This window comes from Pseudomonas sp. GW821-FHT02A08, from assembly GCF_059422045.1.
On record NZ_JBWKWD010000007.1, the window covers coordinates 113188 to 128833 of the forward strand.

Genomic DNA, 15646 nt, shown 5'->3' on the forward strand with positions numbered 1-15646 from the left:
CTGTCTTGCGGACCGTGTGAGATCGGAGGTGGGTGTTTACGCGACGGAAGGCGGGGCGCGGGTGCGGGCGCCGGGGAAGAAGGTTTGCCGGGCATGGCCCAGGCGCGGAGAGGGTGTGGTGAAGGTGTTGACGGGCGGGATGACGAAGTTGGCGAAAGACACGCCACCGGTCAGCGCCGGGCAATTGAACAACAGGCTGCAATAGCCGCACTTTTCCCACAGCACATGCTGACCCGGGGCAGGCGGGCAATGCTCGGCGGAGGTTTGCGTGCCGTGGTCGGCATGCTCCATCGCCGCCATGCTCATGTCCATGCTCATACCCGCAGGCATGCTCATCGACATGGTGCGCGAATCCATCGGCATAGACTGAGAAATCAGCGGACCGATAAAGATCATCAGCATGGCGAACAGGCTGATCCAGCTGCCGCGTGTCAGGCTCAATGCCTGATTGCGTGGCCTGGATGACCTGGCGCTAAGCGGGCGCATGGGCGTTTTCAGCTCAGGCGATTACGGCTTGTGCACGTGCGCTTGCATGCTGTCCGGCGCCTGCTTCTGCACCGCGACTTCGACCGTCACGTCACCGGACTTCTCGAAGTGCAGTGTCATGGGGAAGCGCTTGCCGTCAACAAGCAGGCTGCGGTCCTTGAGGCCCAGCAACATCACGTGATAGGCCATTGGCGCAAAAGTGACCTGGCCACCAGCGGGCACTTCCACGCTCGATACGTGCTGCATTTTCATCATGTCGCCTTGCATCACGTGCTCATGCAATTGCGCTTCGCCCGCGATGGGGGTGTCGACGCTGAGCAGGCGGTCGGCGGTCTTGCCTTCATTGTCGATCACGAAATACGCCGCAACGGTGGGCGCATTGGGCGGCAACTCCTGGGACCACGGATGAGCGATTTCCAGTGCTCCGACCTTGTATTCGTGGGCATTGGCAAAGCAGGCAGGCAGCAGCAACGCAGCCAGAACGATGAGTTTGTTCAACATGGCAGTTCTCCGGAACGATTTAAAACGCAGTCAATTGCGAGAAAAAATCACACCAGAGGGGACGCACGGGGGTTGAGACTCGGCCATTGCTGGCGCGGTGAAGGGCTTTGGAGCGAGGTGGCGGGCAGGCTTCGGTTGGATTCGAAGTGCGCGAAATACAGCTGTGGCGAATGCCCCGGCAACGCCACCAATGGCGCAGAACCCGAGCAGCACCAGCAATGCTGCATGTTGGAGTGATCGTCGCTTTGCGGGGCTTTCTGTTCAAGATCGCCGATGGAAATCGCCACCATCCTGGTGCCGCTGGAGCTGCAGAAACTGCCCCACAACAACTGTTCGGCAGATGACTTCGACGTTTGCGCCATCGCTCCGGACATCGGCATGGCGAGCAAATTGAACAGCACTGCGAAGCAGGCTATCCAGGCAATTGCGAGCCGTTGTCGGGACATGGGACAAAATCCGTTTGGGTGGGCGATCAGGCGCGGGCTATTTAGCCTGATCAGGGCCGATAAGTAAAAAGGCGGTGTGCGGTTTGGTGTCGCAGCGCGTTGCGTTCATTGATTTCATCATAGCCGCGAATTCCAGAATGCCAGCACCGCTTAAACATTGTTCAGAATCTCAAGAGAGTCAGTCGTTCCTTAAAGATTTGTACGTAAAGTCTGAGTGACTGGTAGGTTCCAACCTTTGCGTCGCCACTAATGGCGCCTTCGCGGGCAAGCCCGCTCCCACAGGGTTTCTTTATCTAGCCCTGGACTTGTGTTCGGTGAGGTCCACTGTGGGAGCGGGCTTGCCCGCGAAGGCGTCCTGACGTGTTCGCAAAAATCAGGTTAAAAACTGCTCTGTCATCGCTCGCAACAGGTCTGCGACCGAATCAAACTCCTGTTCCACTCTTGGCAATTCAGGGCGCTTCAAAACAATCACCGGCACCCCACGCTCGCGCGCCACTTCAAGCTTCGGCTCGGTCGCCGTGCTGCCGCTGTTCTTGCTGATCAGCACATCGATCTGCCGGCGTTCGAACAACGCTCGTTCATCGTCGATCAGGAAGGGCCCGCGTGCGCCGATCACTTCGCAGCGCTCGTTGCCCGGATAGACGTCCAGCGCGCGCAGGGTCCAGAATTGCTCCGCAGGAATTTCATCCAGGTGTTGCAGAGGCTCGCGACCGAGGGTGAACAGCGGGCGGCGGAAGGGCTTCAGGGCTTCGATCAGTTCGGCCCAATCGCTGACTTCCCGCCAGTCATCACCCGCCTGGGCTTGCCAGGCCGGACGCCGTAGCGCCCAGCAGGGGATGCCGCACAAGCGCGCGGCGGTCGCGGCGTTCTGGCTGATTCGGGCGGCGTAGGGGTGAGTGGCGTCGAGCAGCAGATCGATGCCTTCATCGCCAATGAATTGCGCCAGGCCTTCGGCGCCGCCGTAGCCACCGACGCGAACCTGGCATTGCAGATCCGTTGGTATCCGACCGACACCGGCCAGGCTGTAGATATGTTGCGGTCCCAGCGTGCGGGCAATGGCCAGGGCTTCGGTCACGCCGCCGAGCAACAGAATGCGCCTCATTGAAAAGCTCCCGCATGGCCAACAATCCCGCCCTGGCGATCGATGGCGAAGACTTCCACCTGAACCTGCGCCGGTACCACGCTGCGGGCAAAGTCCAGGGCGTGCTGGCAGACTGCATCGCCCAGGGCGACCCCGGCTGCGGCGGCCATGGCCAATGCCTGCTGGCTGGTGTTGGCTTCACGGATACTTTGCTGCAATGCCGCATCGGCACCGACCTGCGCCGCCCATAACGCCAGTTGCGGCAGGTCGATGCTCGAATGACGACTGTGCAAATCCATGTGCCCGGCCGCCAGTTTGCTGATCTTGCCGAAACCACCGCACAGGCTGAGTTTATCCACAGGTACTTTGCGCAGGTGCTTGAGCACGGCGCCAACGAAGTCGCCCATTTCGATCAGGGCGATTTCCGGCAGGTTGTAGACCTGGCGCATGGTGTCTTCGCTGGCGTTGCCGGTGCAGGCGGCGATGTGCAGGTAACCGTTGGTTTTCGCCACGTCGATGCCCTGGTGGATCGAGGCGATGTAGGCTGCACAGGAAAACGGCCGGACGATGCCGCTGGTGCCGAGGATCGACAGACCGCCAAGAATGCCCAGGCGCGGGTTCATGGTTTTGAGTGCCAGCGCCTCGCCGTTCTCGACATTGACCGTGACCTCGAAACCGCCGCTGTAGCCGAGTTCGTCGGCCAGTCGGGCCAGGTGTTCGCTGATCATTTTGCGTGGCACCGGGTTGATCGCGGGCTCACCGACACCCAACACCAGGCCGGGCCGGGTCACTGTGCCGACGCCGCGACCAGCCTTGAAGCGAGTCCCCGGTTCGCTGCTCAGGCGCACCTGGGAGTAGAGCAGGGCACCATGGGTCACGTCCGGATCGTCACCGGCGTCCTTGAGGGTTCCCGCTTCGGCGCCGTCCTCGGTGAGGCGGCAGAACTCCAGGCGCATCTGCACTTGCTTGCCCTTGGGCAACACGATTTCCACCGCATCGGCCGTCGTGCCAGCCAGGAGCAGGCGCGCGGCGGCGAGGCTGGTGGCCGTGGCACAACTGCCGGTGGTCAGGCCGCTGCGCAGGGGGGCGGGTTGTTCGGCGGTTTCGTCACGCATCGAAGGGTTTCGTCACATCCAGCAAGGTAATCGGCAAGGCTTGGCGCCAGGTGTCGAAGTCGCCCAGCGGTTGTGCCTGGGCGATATGAATGCGGGTCAACTCCCCGCCGTGTTGCTCGCGCCAGGCCATCAGGGTCATTTCACTTTGCAGGGTCACTGCGTTGGCGATCAGCCGGCCACCGGGTTTGAGTTCGGCCCAGCAGGTATCGAGCACGCCTTCGCGGGTAACACCGCCACCGATGAAAATCGCATCCGGCCGCTCCAGCCCGGCCAGGGCCTGTGGTGCGCTGCCACGAACCAGTTGCAGGCCGGGAACGCCGAGGGCATCGCGGTTGTGTTCGATCAACGCTTGTCGCCCCGTATCCGCCTCGATGGCCAGTGCTCGGCAACCGGGGTGAGCGCGCATCCATTCGATGCCGATCGAACCGCTGCCGGCGCCGACGTCCCACAGCAGTTCGCCGGGGATCGGGGCCAGGCGCGCGAGGGTGATGGCGCGTACATCGCGTTTGGTCAGTTGGCCGTCGTGCTGGAAGGCCGAGTCCGGCAGGCCGGCCAGTCGCGACAGGCGCAGCGTGTTCGGCTCGGCGATGCACTCGATGGCGATCAGGTTCAGGTCGGCGATCGGCGGATCGTTCCAGTCGCTGGCGATACCGTCGATACGCCGCTCGGTTTCGCCGCCCAGGTGTTCCAGCACGGTGAGACGACTAAGACCGAAGCCTCGCTCGCGCAACAGTGCAGCGATGGCGGCGGGGCTGCGGCCGTCGTTGCTCAATACCAGCAAACGCACGCCGCTGGACAGGTGGGCGTTGAGTGCGGCGACCGGCCGGGCCACCACCGATAGGGTGACCACGTCCTGCAAGGGCCAACCCATTCGCGCAGCGGCCAGCGAGCAGGAGGAGGGGGCGGGTAGTATTCGCATTTCATCGCTGGATAGATGTCGGGAGAGGCTGGCTCCCACCCCGAAAAACATCGGATCACCGCTGGCCAGGACGCAAACGGGTTCTCCCTGTTTCGTCAAAATCGGTTCAAGGGCGAAAGGACTGGGCCACAGTTGCCGAGCACCGCGGATGCAGGCTGGCAACAAGTCCAACTGGCGTTGGCCGCCAATGATCCGCGTAGCGTTCAGCAGAGCGTGTCGGGCATTTTTGCCAAGCCCCTTGAAGCCTTCCTCTCCGATGCCTACCACTGTCAGCCAGGGGGTCATGCCGTTCCTCTTCTATCAATCGAAGCCAAATCATCACGCAGCCGATCCGTGTCGACCCGTGTGGTTGTGCATCATAGCGCGGTGTGGGTTGTATTCGCCTGTCGCCAGTGTCTGTAAATGTGCTCAGGGCTTATCCGGTTAATGGTTCTTTTTCAGGTCAAATCTCTTCATTCTGATTTCGAGCCGCTTGCGTTCCATGAGTGGTCTTTTGCTTTCGAGTATGTTTTTGTCCAGTTTAAGATAGGCGCGTTGCTGGATGATTTTTGCAGCGTGGTCTTCCATGTTGAAAAATAGAAAGTCACTTTTTTTGATTGTAGTAACTAATTCAAGATTAAAGATTGCGATTTCAAGAAACCCCTTTGAATCGTAGCGCGTGGGTATTACTTGAAAGCGCGCTCCCTGGGAACTATGTTGATCCAGTGAAAGAAGCGCCGGCTGGTTGGGTTTCAGTGCGTCGAGCGTGTCAATCATGGCATTTCCTTGCTGGCTATCCGGCATGCTTTGAGCACTTTGGACCAAGAACTCGGCAATGCTTTTCGAGACAGAGTGTTGAGTGCGGGTGAAGATGGCATCCTGATAGACCGACCAACCGAAAAAATTCAATGTCGTTATGTATTCATTCAGCCAGGTTGTCGAGTCCGCGAAGCGGCTGCCGACCATGTCTGCAGACTGGGTGGCTATCTGTGTGCAATGGGCGAAGTCGTCGTAATCTTGCAGTGAAAGTTCTTCGATGCATGAAACAAGATTGTGGGCCGTCAGTATTCCAATCGGTTTTTCAATGTTCATTTTTTTTCCTTTGATGTAGTTGGTTTTTTTGCTGTTGTTTTTCTTCGGGGTGCGGTGAAAAGTACAAGAGTTAGTGTGTTGTTTAAATAATTCGGGTTGGTTGAATTGATTCTTGCTGTTAGCTTTTTTCGCTGAGTGTTCAACTAGAACTTGCGATGGCGGTCAGGCTTGAAGCGAAAACCCTGGGCCCGGGATCACGCGCTTTTCGTCGTCAACCCGCCAGGGTTTTTCATCAGGCCGGACAAAGCAGGCATAATGCTGTCCTTCGTCTTGTACCGGTCGTCCTGTGAAGTCACGTCAGATACCCAACCGCTTGCGCCCTTCCGCCTGTCCCGGGTTGTTGCGTGTCGTCCAGGCATTGGACGGTGGTATTTGCCGGATCAAACTCGACGGTGGCGCCATCCGTGCGCACCAGGCAATCGCTGTGGCCGATGCCGCCGAGCGATATGCCAGCGCAGCGATCGAGGCGACCAACCGGGCCAACCTGCAGATCCGCGGCATCGGCAACGAGCAAGCGGCGTTGATCGACAGCCTGCTGGCCGCCGATCTGGGGCCGCGAACGGCGGCTGGCGATGATGTGCGTAACCTGATGCTCAGCCCCGGCGCCGGGATCGATCGGCGCATGCTGTTCGACACTCGCCCGCTGGCAGGGCAGATCCTCTCCACACTGCAAAGCCACGAAGCGTTCCACGACCTCAGTGCCAAATTCGCCGTGCAACTCGATGGCGGTGAAGACCTGGCGATGCTCGAACATCCCCATGACCTTTGGCTCTCGGCGTTTGAGCAAGATGGCGAGCGACGGTTGGCGTTCGGTCTGGCGGGATGCCCGACGGACAGCCCCGTCGGTTCGGTTGCACTGGCTGACGGGCACGCGCTGGTGGTTGCCGTCCTTGAGTTATTCCTTGAACTGGCGCGCCCCGAGCAGACGCGGATGCGTCATTTGCTGGTCGGGTATTCGGTCGTGGACGTTGTGCTTCGGTTGGCTGAGCGTGTATCGATCCAGGCTGTTGTCGGTTGGCAGCGGGTTTCGGGCTCCAGTGACATGCACATTGGCGCCCATCCCCAGGCCGAGCCCGGAGTTGTCTATGTGGGGGCTGTGCCGCCGCTGGGGCGACTCGATCCGGCGATGCTGCGGGGCGTGGCGCAAGTGGCCTGCGAGCGCGGTGATTCGAGTCTGCGTTTCACACCCTGGCAAAGTCTGCTGGTACCCAATGTCCGCGCGGAAAATGCCGCTGAGGTCGTTCGGCGACTGCAGTGTCTGGGTCTGCAGTGCGAAGCCGATCAGCCATTGTCCCGGCTGGTCGCCTGCACCGGTTCCAGCGGTTGCGCCAAAGGCCTGGCCGAGACCAAGGGCGATGCCCTGCAATTGGCCGCGTTGCTGCACCGCCACGGACCGGCGCTGAACATACACCTGAGCGGTTGCCCGCGTTCCTGCGCCGCCGCGCATACGGCGCCCGTCACCTTGCTGGCCGTCGCCCACGGTCACTACGATCTCTATTTTCGCGATGCAGCGCAGCCGGGTTTCGGCGCACTGCACGCACGCAACCTTACTATTGAAGCGGTCGCGGCCTTGCTCGACGCCCGCTCACGGAGCCCCCTTGATGCTTGATTACATCCGCGACGGTCAGGAGATCTATCGCAACTCCTTCGCGATCATTCGCGCCGAGGCCAACCTCGACCGAATCCCGGCCGATCTGGAGAAACTCGCAGTCCGTGTGATTCACGCCTGCGGCATGGTCGAGGCCATCGACGGTTTGCAGTTTTCCGAAGGGGCGGGCAAGGCCGGGCGTGATGCGCTGGCGGCCGGCGCGCCGATTTTGTGCGATGCGCGAATGGTTTCCGAAGGCGTGACCCGCGCGCGGTTGCCGGCGAACAATCCGGTGATCTGCACCTTGCGCGACGAAAGCGTTCCGGAACTGGCCCGTGAGTTGGGCAACACCCGCTCAGCCGCTGCGCTGGAGCTGTGGCGTCCTCATCTGGAAGGTAGCGTGGTAGTCATCGGCAACGCCCCGACAGCATTGTTTTATTTGCTGGAAATGCTCGACGCCGGTGCGCCGAAACCGGCGCTGATCCTCGGTTTTCCAGTGGGCTTCGTCGGTGCCGCCGAATCCAAGGCCGCGCTGGCTGCCGACAGCCGTGGCGTGCCGTTTGTCATCATGCAGGGTCGCCTGGGCGGTAGCGCCATGGCTGCCGCTGCCGTCAATGCCCTCGCTACGGAGATCGAATGATGCAGCAACCTGGACGTTTGATCGGCCTCGGTGTCGGCCCCGGTGATCCGGAACTGATTACCGTCAAGGCCCTGCGTTTGCTGCGCGAATCCCCGGTGGTGGCGTACTTCGTGGCCAAGGGCAAGAAGGGCAACGCCTTCGGCATCATCGAGGCGCATCTGCAGCAAGCACAGAATCTGCTGCCGCTGGTGTACCCGGTGACCACCGAAGCCTTGCCGGCACCGCTGTCCTACGAGCAAGTGATCAGCGACTTCTACGATGACGCCGCCGACGAACTGGCGACGCATCTCGATGCCGGTCGCGACGTGGCGGTGATCTGCGAAGGCGATCCGTTCTTCTACGGCTCCTATATGTACTTGCACGACCGGCTCGCCGAACGTTATCAAGCCGAAGTCGTGCCCGGTGTGTGCTCGATGCTTGGCGGGGCCTCGGTGCTCGGTGCGCCGCTGGTGTATCGCAATCAGAGCCTGTCGGTGTTGTCCGGTGTGCTGCCGCACGACGAACTCAAGCGTCGCCTGGCCGATGCGGATGCGGCGGTGATCATGAAACTGGGACGCAACTTTCCCAAGGTCCGCCAGGTGCTGGAAGAGCTCGGCCTGGCCGAGCGTGCGCTGTACGTCGAACGCGCAACCATGGCCAATCAGAAAATCGTGCCGCTGGATCAGGTCGAGCCGATGTCTTCGCCGTACTTCTCGTTGATCATCGTTCCCGGTGAAAGGTGGCAAGGCTGATGACCCGTCCAGTTCCGGCGATTGTCATTCTCGGCAATGGCAGCCTCGCGACCGCACAGAAAATTCAGCAGTTTTATCCGGCTGCGTTGATCCACGGCCTGACCGGGCGGGTTGAGGGCGCTGACCGCGTCTACCGTGAATTCGGTGCGACCCTGCGTGAGCTCTATCAACAGGACACGCCGATCATAGCCTTGTGCGCAGCCGGGATCGTGATCCGCACGCTGGCGCCGTTGTTGCTGGAAAAAGGCGCCGAGCCGCCAGTGCTGGCCGTGGCCGAAGACGGCAGCGCGGTGGTGCCTCTGCTTGGTGGTCTTGGCGGCGTGAATGTGATGGCGCGCGAAATTGCCGCCGCACTGGAGGTCTCGGCGGCGATCACCACCAGCGGTGAACTGCGTTTCGGCACCTGCCTGCTCAATCCGCCCAGTGGGTATGCCTTGGGCGATCTGGAATTGGGCAAGCGTTTCGTGTCCGATTTGCTGGCTGGTGAAACGGTGCGCATCGAAGGTTCGGCACCGTGGTTGGCGCAAGCGCAATTGCCTGAGAATGAACACGCGCGACTGACCGTTCACGTCGGTCATGCCGAGCGAGTGCCTGCGGCCCACGAATTGCTGATCTATCCACGCAACGTCCTGGTTGCCGTGGCGGGCGAAGTGGCCAATGCATCGGCCGCCATTCGCCAGGCTTTGCATCAGGCCGGAATCGCAGTGCAATCGGTGGCTTGCCTGTTGGCAGCCGACAGCGAAATGGCCGGCTCCACGTTACGCGAAGCGGCGCTCGAGCTGGGTGTGCCGTTGCGTTTTGTCAGCGCTGCAGGTGCGGCGGGTGAGCTGGTGCATCATGCCATCAGGCCTGTATCCATCGTCGGCGATGACGTGGTTGCCATTGCAGTCGCCGAGCAGCCGTTGGAGCCATCGCAGATCGGTCGACCGCGCGGACGGCTGGCGGTGATTGGCCTTGGGCCAGGCGCTGCCGACTTGATGGTGCCGGCGGTGAAGGCAGAACTGGCTCGCGCCAACGATGTGCTCGGCTACGAAACCTACGTGCGCATGGCCGGGCCATTCCGGGCTGACCAGGTGCTGCACTGCACGGATAACCGCGAAGAAATGCAGCGTGCCCGTCACGCCTTCGAACTGGCGGCTCAAGGGCGATCGGTGGTGGTGGTGTCGTCCGGTGATCCGGGGGTCTTTGCCATGGCCGCGGCTGTGCTGGAGGCGCTTCACGAGTCCAGCGATGCCGCCTGGCACAACGTCGATCTCGAAATCCTGCCTGGTGTCTCAGCCTCGCTGGCGACGGCCGCCCAGGCCGGTGCGCCGTTGGGTCATGACTTCTGTGTGCTGTCGCTGTCAGACAACCTCAAGCCCTGGTCGATCATCGAAAAACGTCTGGACCTGGCCGCGCAGGCCGATCTTGCGCTGGCTTTCTACAATCCGATCTCTCGTTCACGTCCTTGGCAACTGGGTCGGGCGCTGGAGATTGTCAGCCAGCACCGTGAGCCGGGAACTCCCGTCGTATTGGGGCGGGATATTGGCCGTCCGGGTCAGACGTTGCGAGTGACCACGCTGGGTCAACTGGGTGTCGATCAGGTAGACATGCGGACGATGGTACTCATCGGGTCGTCGACAACTCGTGTGTTCCCTCGCCTGGACGGTAATGCCTGGGTGTACACGCCACGCAGTTATGGCGACAAGCTTACCCCCATTCAATAGTTACTATTGCGGGATGCTGGATAAATCCAGGTCATTATTGATTAATAATGGCCTGGTTGGTGGTGCCTGTTTGTTTGTTGTTGAATGCTCGTCTCGTTAGTTTGTAATGATTGATATACATATGTTGTATTTGGTTGCGGTTGATGGTCGGGGTGAGCTGCGTTAGTTTTAAGGCGCTTCTGGATGGAGCGCTTGTGAATAAATAAAGGAGTGTTACTTGTGGATGATTTTGAACGTTCTGTAAGTGTTTCGAAAAGTGCTGATTTTGTAAGGGCATGCATTAAGAAACGTAAAAGTGTCATAGCCAAACGGCCGCGCACAATGTCGTTGATGTCGTCTGTCGCTTCGAGTCCTACCAAGGAGCTGGACGCGCTGGTGCTGGGCAACAGTCTGATTGGTTACGGTGACAAAATCTCCATCGAAAACATGGCGATTATTGAAAACCTGATCACCATGTCGAAAATGGAAGCGAATTACGAAGTGCCCGGAAATAAGGACCCCAAAGCTTGGTACCACGCGTTTACCAAGTGCATGGAGGACTTGGGGTGTTTTGTCCCGGATAAAGGTTACTCAAAATACAGTGCCACTTCGCTAAAGATCACAATGGATAATGTCATGGTTGATATTATTCAGGCTGCCGTTGAGGCCGCAAAGGCTGCAATTCCTGGCGCTACTGTACTCAGTGCAATAACCAACTCTACGTTGGATGCATTGAAGAAAGAGCCTGATGCAATAAATCTGTTCAATCTTGAGGCGAAGAATACTGAAGGCGTGCGTTTGTCCACTATTCCCTGCGAACAAATGGCCAACGGAATTATCCTGATCGCGGTAGGAGCAGTTGATCATCAGGGTGGGGGTAATGATGGCGGTCTCCTGTTCGTTGACTGGAAGACTTCTTCCCTGGATATTTTCCACGGTAAGTCGTTCGTAACGTTCAATCCTGCCCGTTATGCGGAAATCAAGTCGGAAATTGAGGAGTACCTCGGCGTTCACCGGAAGGAAGTCTTGGTCAAGCGTTTCAGCCGGCGCAAGTGAAGGGACAAGGTCAGAGGCTTTGGGTCTCTGGCCTTCCTCAAATAAGGAAAGCGTATGGCGTACTCCGTAGTAATAAACTCAGGCAGCATTCTGCTGTTGTCGACGGCGTTGCCGCCTGCAGTCAGACAGGACACCCTTGACACTATGTTGTTTGCGCAACTTGCTGCTGAGGAAGATTTCCCGGACGGTAAGGACCACGCTCAGTGGTCCGACGTATCTGTAGACACTCTGGCTGCTTGTGGTTGGAAGTTCCATGATCAAGGGGCTACCTCGGGGATGTTCCCTTCTACCGGCGTTACGGCTTTTTCAATACATGACGCTGTTCATGCGGCTTTCCAGTCACGGTTATCCACTCAGCAGGTCATTCTGCTGGCAACTGCTTTGCGTAGGGTCGCGCAACTGCCTGTACAGTCGCTGGGGGCCAGGGTTTTTCGTGAGCGCTCGATAATGGGGCGTGAGAATCAATCAGTCAGCATGGAAGGAAATTTCAACCGTATACATCGTGTGAGAGTGCTGACAGGCATTGTTGAGGCTGATGGTTTTCTGACTTTGGCCACAGTGTTCTTTGAAACGGATCAACCGATTGAAGGCCAGTTTATCGGGCAGGATTTTGCGTTGAGTAGCGTAGTGGGAGGGGTAAAAACTTCATTTCTTCACGCCCGATTTTTCGTCGACGAATACAAGGCATTCAGAGACGACACAGTGCTGTGGTTAGGGCCGCAACGACAGGCACTGTGTATCAAGGTCGGCGAGCATGACGTTCATCTGTCTCGTTGATTGGTGTCGGGTTTCCGGCACCGGCCAAGGGGTAACATTGAGAGACATGGCGGACTAAGGAACCAGATACCCCTTCACCCCGGTAAAGATGATCTGTGCCGCCAGTGCGCACACAAACAACCCCATCAACCGGCTGACGATCTGTAACCCCTGATCACCGAGAATGCGCTCGATACGACCGGACAAAAACAGCACCACGCCCACGGTAAAACTGGCCAGGGCAATGCTGACAATGGCCGTGAGCTTGTCGTCCCAGTGCGGCTGGCTCACGCCCATCACCAGCAACGCACCGATGGTGCCGGGGCCGACGGTCAGCGGAATGGTCAGCGGGACGATGGTCACATCCTGCTGCACGTTGTCGGTCTGTACCGCCGATTTGCCTTGTGCCATCCCCAGCGCCGAGATGAACAGCACACTGCCGGCACCGATACGAAAGGCATCCACGGTAATGCCGAAAACACTGAAAATCACTCGGCCGAACAGATACAGCAGAACACTGGAGACCAGGGTGGCGACTGCTACTTTCCAGGCCAGCCGACGCTGTTCCTTGCGCGAATAACCACGGGTCAGGCTGATGAAGCAGGACAACACGAAGAATGGGCTGTAGAGCACCAGCATCTTCAGATAAACGCTGAACAACACATGGAGCATGGTGCCGGGCTCACTGGCAAGGGAAGTCGGGAGGGAGTCTATCAGGGGTTGCGAAGTCTGTCGGCTCAGGACGTTTGGGTTGTCGTGCGATTGTGCAGGTCACGCTGGGCGACCCAGTGCTCGATCAGTTCGCGCAGCTGCGACAGTTCCACCGGCTTGGCCATGTGTCCGTCCATGCCGGCCTGGCGCGCACGCTCTTTGTGTTCGGCAAGGATATGGGCGGTCAACGCCACCACAGGTGTGCGAACCCGCTGGTTGCCGACCTCCCAGGCGCGCAATTGCTGGGTGGCCGAGAAGCCGTCGAGGATCGGCATTTCGCAGTCCATCAGCACCAGATCGTAACGCTGGGCTTTCATCGCCTGCAGGGCTTCTTCGCCATTGCAGGCGGTATCCGGTTGCAGATTGAGCTTGCTCAGCATGCCGCGGATCACTTTGGTCGAGATGCTGTTGTCTTCAGCCACCAGAATGCGGAAGTCGCAAGGGACCTTGACCGGCAGCGTCGGGCCGATTGGCACGGGTTGGGTCGCGACGAGCCCTTTGTTGCGCTGGGTCAGTTCGTCCGCCAGGGTGGTCTTGAGGGTGTAGCCGGCAACCGGCTTGGCGAGGATGCGCTTGATCCCGGAGTTGCGCGCGATGATCTTGCTCGGTGCATTGCTGATGCCTGTGAGCATGATCAGCAGGATGTCATGGTTCAGGCTCGGGTCTTCCTTGATCTTGGCCGCCAGTTGCATACCGGTCATGCCGGGCATGTTCTGGTCCAGCAGGACCACATCGAAGTAATCGCGCAAATGCGCCTTGGTGCGCAGCAGGGCCAGCGCTTCCTTGCCGGAAGGTGCGGCGCTGACGTTCAGGCCCCAGGCGCTGCATTGCTGCACCAGGACCTTGCGACAGGTCTCATTGTCGTCCACCACCAATACCCGCGCACCTTGCAGCGGGCCGTCGAGGTCGGAGGTCGGGTGTTCGAGGCGATCCGGGTCCAGCGGCAGGGTCAGCCACAAGGTGCTGCCCTGGTTGCTGCCGCTCTTGATCCCGAATTCCCCCTGCATCAAGCGGATCAGCTGGCGGGCAATCACCAGCCCCAGGTTGCCGCCCAGCTGGGTGGCGGAAAGAAAATGCCGGCTGTGCAGTTCGGCGTGCATCAGGGCGTCGCGTTCTTCGGCGTCCATGGGCTCGCCGCTGTCCTGCACGGCGATACGCAGGCGTGGTTTGGTGTTGCGCTCGTCGAGCGCCACGACGATCAGGATTTCGCCTTCGTCGGTTTTTTTCAGGGCGTTTTCAAGCAGGCTCAACAGCGTCTGGCGCAGGCGTGTCGGGTCACCACTGATCACTCGTGGCACTTGCGGCTGGATGAAGCTGATCAACTCGACGTTTTGCTGCTCGGCCTTGGCGCGGAAGATGCTCAGGCAGTCTTCGATCAGCGCGTTGAGGTCGAACTGCACATCGTCCAGTTCGATCTGTCCGGACTCGAGTTTGGAAATGTCGAGAATTTCGTTGATCAGCGTCAGCAGTTCGTTGCCGGCGCTGTGGATGGTCTGCACGTAGTCGCGTTGCTTGACCGAAAGCGGCGTACCCAGCAGCAGCTCGGTCATGCCGAGGACACCGTTCATCGGGGTGCGAATCTCGTGGCTGATCTTCGCCAGGAACTCGGCCTTGGCGTTGATCTCGGCGTTGCTGGCCGCCAGGTCACGACTGATGCTGAAGCGGTCTTCGGTGATGCGACGCTGGCGCTCGCTCAACGCAATGCTCATCAGCAGGCCGCTGATGCAGATGAAGACCAGCAAGGTAGTGATCAGGCCATGGGGTTCGACCAGGGTCAGCCCCAGCAGGGCGGGCAGGATGACCAGGGTCCCGAGGTTGAACACCACCATCGCCGCCACGAAGAGGCGGGCCGGGCGATAACCTTTTTGCCAGTGATAGGCGCTGATGAACAGCATCGTCAGGCCCGCCAGGGCGACCAGGCCGTAGGTAATGAAGTTCAGCGGCAAGGTATTGACGAACAGCAGCATCAGGCCGCAGGCGGTGATGAGCAGGATCTCGCCAAGCAGCAACCGGTTCAGCGGATGTGGCCCGAGTGGGGCGAAGAAGCGATAGGCAAGCATCAGGCCGCAGGGCGCGGTCATTATCAATGCCAGGTAAGCCCCTGGCGTTTGCAGTGCATGCCAGTCCGGCAGCCAGGGGCCGGCGAGGTTCAGCAACAACAGCAGGCTGAGCATCAACAACCCTTCACACGCCGCCAGCCAGAGGGCGCTGCGCGAGCGGGTGTAGGCGTAGCGGATGAGGTTGTGCAGGATCAGCATGGCGATGCAGCCGAACAGCAGGCCATAGATCAGCGTCTGGTTCTGGTTGGCGGCCGAGAGAATCGCCGATTGCAGGGTGATATAGGGCCGTAACTGGTGGTCGGAGGCCAGTCGCAGGTATACGTCGAGAGGGCTGTCGCTTTGCGGCAGGGCCAGCATGAAGTCGCTGCTGGGCAATGGTCGCTCGGATTGGGGGCGTTCGTTGCCCGTGCTGGATTGATCGATCAGCTTGTCGCCGTCCAGTACGTACATGTTGAACTGGCGCAGGTCAGGCGCAAACACGCGCAGCAATTGTTCGTGTTTGCCCGGTGCAAGCCTGAATCGCAACCATAGCGCGCCATCGGGTTCGGCCGCGGTAATGCGGTCGAGTTCGATAGGGCTGAATTGGTTGGTGTAGCGTGCGGAACGGATGTCGCTCAGCTGCAGGTCGCCCTGTTCGTCGAGCAATACCGCCCAGCCACTGCCTTGCGCGGCCTGGGCCGGTAGCATGCAGAGCAAGGTCAGCAAAGTGACGGTCAAGCTTATGGCAATCCTGAGCCAGCGCACGGCGAAATCCCTTCGTTAGGTTGATGCCAGAATATAACGATGCGCGGCGCCGGAAT

15 protein-coding genes are annotated in these 15646 nt (G+C 59.7%); 6 read left to right on the plus strand and 9 right to left on the minus strand.

Annotation, left to right across the window (positions count from 1 at the left end; all coding sequences use genetic code 11):
* Window positions 1–36 precede the first annotated feature (36 nt).
* The 7 genes from AC07W4_RS07615 to AC07W4_RS07645 form a co-directional block, all read right to left on the minus strand.
* On the minus strand, window positions 37–486 hold the full coding sequence (locus tag AC07W4_RS07615; RefSeq protein ID WP_495032026.1) for a DUF2946 domain-containing protein: 450 nt from the start codon (window positions 484–486) through the stop codon (window positions 37–39).
* 21 nt (window positions 487–507) lie between these two features.
* Window positions 508–987 (minus strand): copper chaperone PCu(A)C, encoded by a 480-nt coding sequence (locus AC07W4_RS07620; protein WP_495032027.1) that lies wholly within the window; start codon window positions 985–987, stop codon window positions 508–510.
* Between the two features lie 47 nt (window positions 988–1034).
* Window positions 1035–1433: a DUF2946 domain-containing protein gene (locus AC07W4_RS07625; protein ID WP_495032028.1), complete on the minus strand. Its 399-nt coding sequence runs from the start codon at window positions 1431–1433 to the stop codon at window positions 1035–1037.
* Between the two features lie 373 nt (window positions 1434–1806).
* Window positions 1807–2535 carry a cobalt-precorrin-6A reductase gene (locus tag AC07W4_RS07630; RefSeq protein ID WP_495032029.1) on the minus strand — a complete coding sequence of 243 codons (729 nt, stop codon included), beginning with the start codon at window positions 2533–2535 and terminating at the stop codon, window positions 1807–1809.
* A complete protein-coding gene (locus tag AC07W4_RS07635; protein ID WP_495032030.1) occupies window positions 2532–3629 on the minus strand; it encodes a cobalt-precorrin-5B (C(1))-methyltransferase in 1098 nt (365 codons plus the stop codon). Before AC07W4_RS07635 ends, AC07W4_RS07630 begins: the two co-directional genes overlap by 4 nt.
* Complete coding sequence (gene cbiE / locus AC07W4_RS07640; RefSeq protein WP_495032031.1) at window positions 3622–4833, minus strand: precorrin-6y C5,15-methyltransferase (decarboxylating) subunit CbiE; 1212 nt, start codon at window positions 4831–4833, stop codon at window positions 3622–3624. Before cbiE ends, AC07W4_RS07635 begins: the two co-directional genes overlap by 8 nt.
* Window positions 4834–4971: 138 nt before the next feature.
* On the minus strand, window positions 4972–5619 hold the full coding sequence (locus AC07W4_RS07645; RefSeq protein ID WP_495032032.1) for a hypothetical protein: 648 nt from the start codon (window positions 5617–5619) through the stop codon (window positions 4972–4974).
* 301 nt (window positions 5620–5920) lie between these two features.
* On the opposite strand from AC07W4_RS07645, the gene cobG reads away from it, so the two are divergent.
* The 6 genes from cobG (at window position 5921) to AC07W4_RS07675 (ending at window position 12096) form a co-directional block, all read left to right on the plus strand.
* A complete protein-coding gene (gene cobG / locus AC07W4_RS07650; RefSeq protein ID WP_495032075.1) occupies window positions 5921–7228 on the plus strand; it encodes a precorrin-3B synthase in 1308 nt (435 codons plus the stop codon).
* The gene (locus AC07W4_RS07655) at window positions 7221–7847 is read left to right on the plus strand and encodes a precorrin-8X methylmutase (protein WP_007979603.1); all 627 of its coding nucleotides are present in this window, start codon (window positions 7221–7223) and stop codon (window positions 7845–7847) included. The genes cobG and AC07W4_RS07655 overlap by 8 nt, the downstream gene beginning before the upstream one ends.
* Window positions 7847–8578 (plus strand): precorrin-2 C(20)-methyltransferase, encoded by a 732-nt coding sequence (locus AC07W4_RS07660; RefSeq protein WP_495032076.1) that lies wholly within the window; start codon window positions 7847–7849, stop codon window positions 8576–8578. The genes AC07W4_RS07655 and AC07W4_RS07660 overlap by 1 nt, the downstream gene beginning before the upstream one ends.
* Entirely contained in the window at window positions 8578–10284 is a 1707-nt protein-coding gene (gene cobJ, locus AC07W4_RS07665) for a precorrin-3B C(17)-methyltransferase (protein ID WP_495032033.1), read from the plus strand. Before AC07W4_RS07660 ends, cobJ begins: the two co-directional genes overlap by 1 nt.
* Before the next feature lie 219 nt (window positions 10285–10503).
* Window positions 10504–11319 (plus strand): hypothetical protein, encoded by an 816-nt coding sequence (locus AC07W4_RS07670; protein ID WP_495032034.1) that lies wholly within the window; start codon window positions 10504–10506, stop codon window positions 11317–11319.
* Between the two features lie 54 nt (window positions 11320–11373).
* Window positions 11374–12096, plus strand: coding sequence for a hypothetical protein (locus AC07W4_RS07675; protein WP_495032035.1), 723 nt, complete (start codon window positions 11374–11376; stop codon window positions 12094–12096).
* 54 nt (window positions 12097–12150) lie between these two features.
* On the opposite strand, the gene AC07W4_RS07680 is transcribed toward AC07W4_RS07675, so the two are convergent.
* Both AC07W4_RS07680 and AC07W4_RS07685 read right to left on the minus strand, forming a co-directional pair.
* Complete coding sequence (locus AC07W4_RS07680) at window positions 12151–12747, minus strand: MarC family protein (RefSeq protein ID WP_008053960.1); 597 nt, start codon at window positions 12745–12747, stop codon at window positions 12151–12153.
* 65 nt (window positions 12748–12812) lie between these two features.
* Window positions 12813–15590, minus strand: a complete 2778-nt coding sequence (locus tag AC07W4_RS07685) for a hybrid sensor histidine kinase/response regulator (protein ID WP_495032036.1) — start codon at window positions 15588–15590, stop codon at window positions 12813–12815.
* Window positions 15591–15646: the final 56 nt, after the last annotated feature.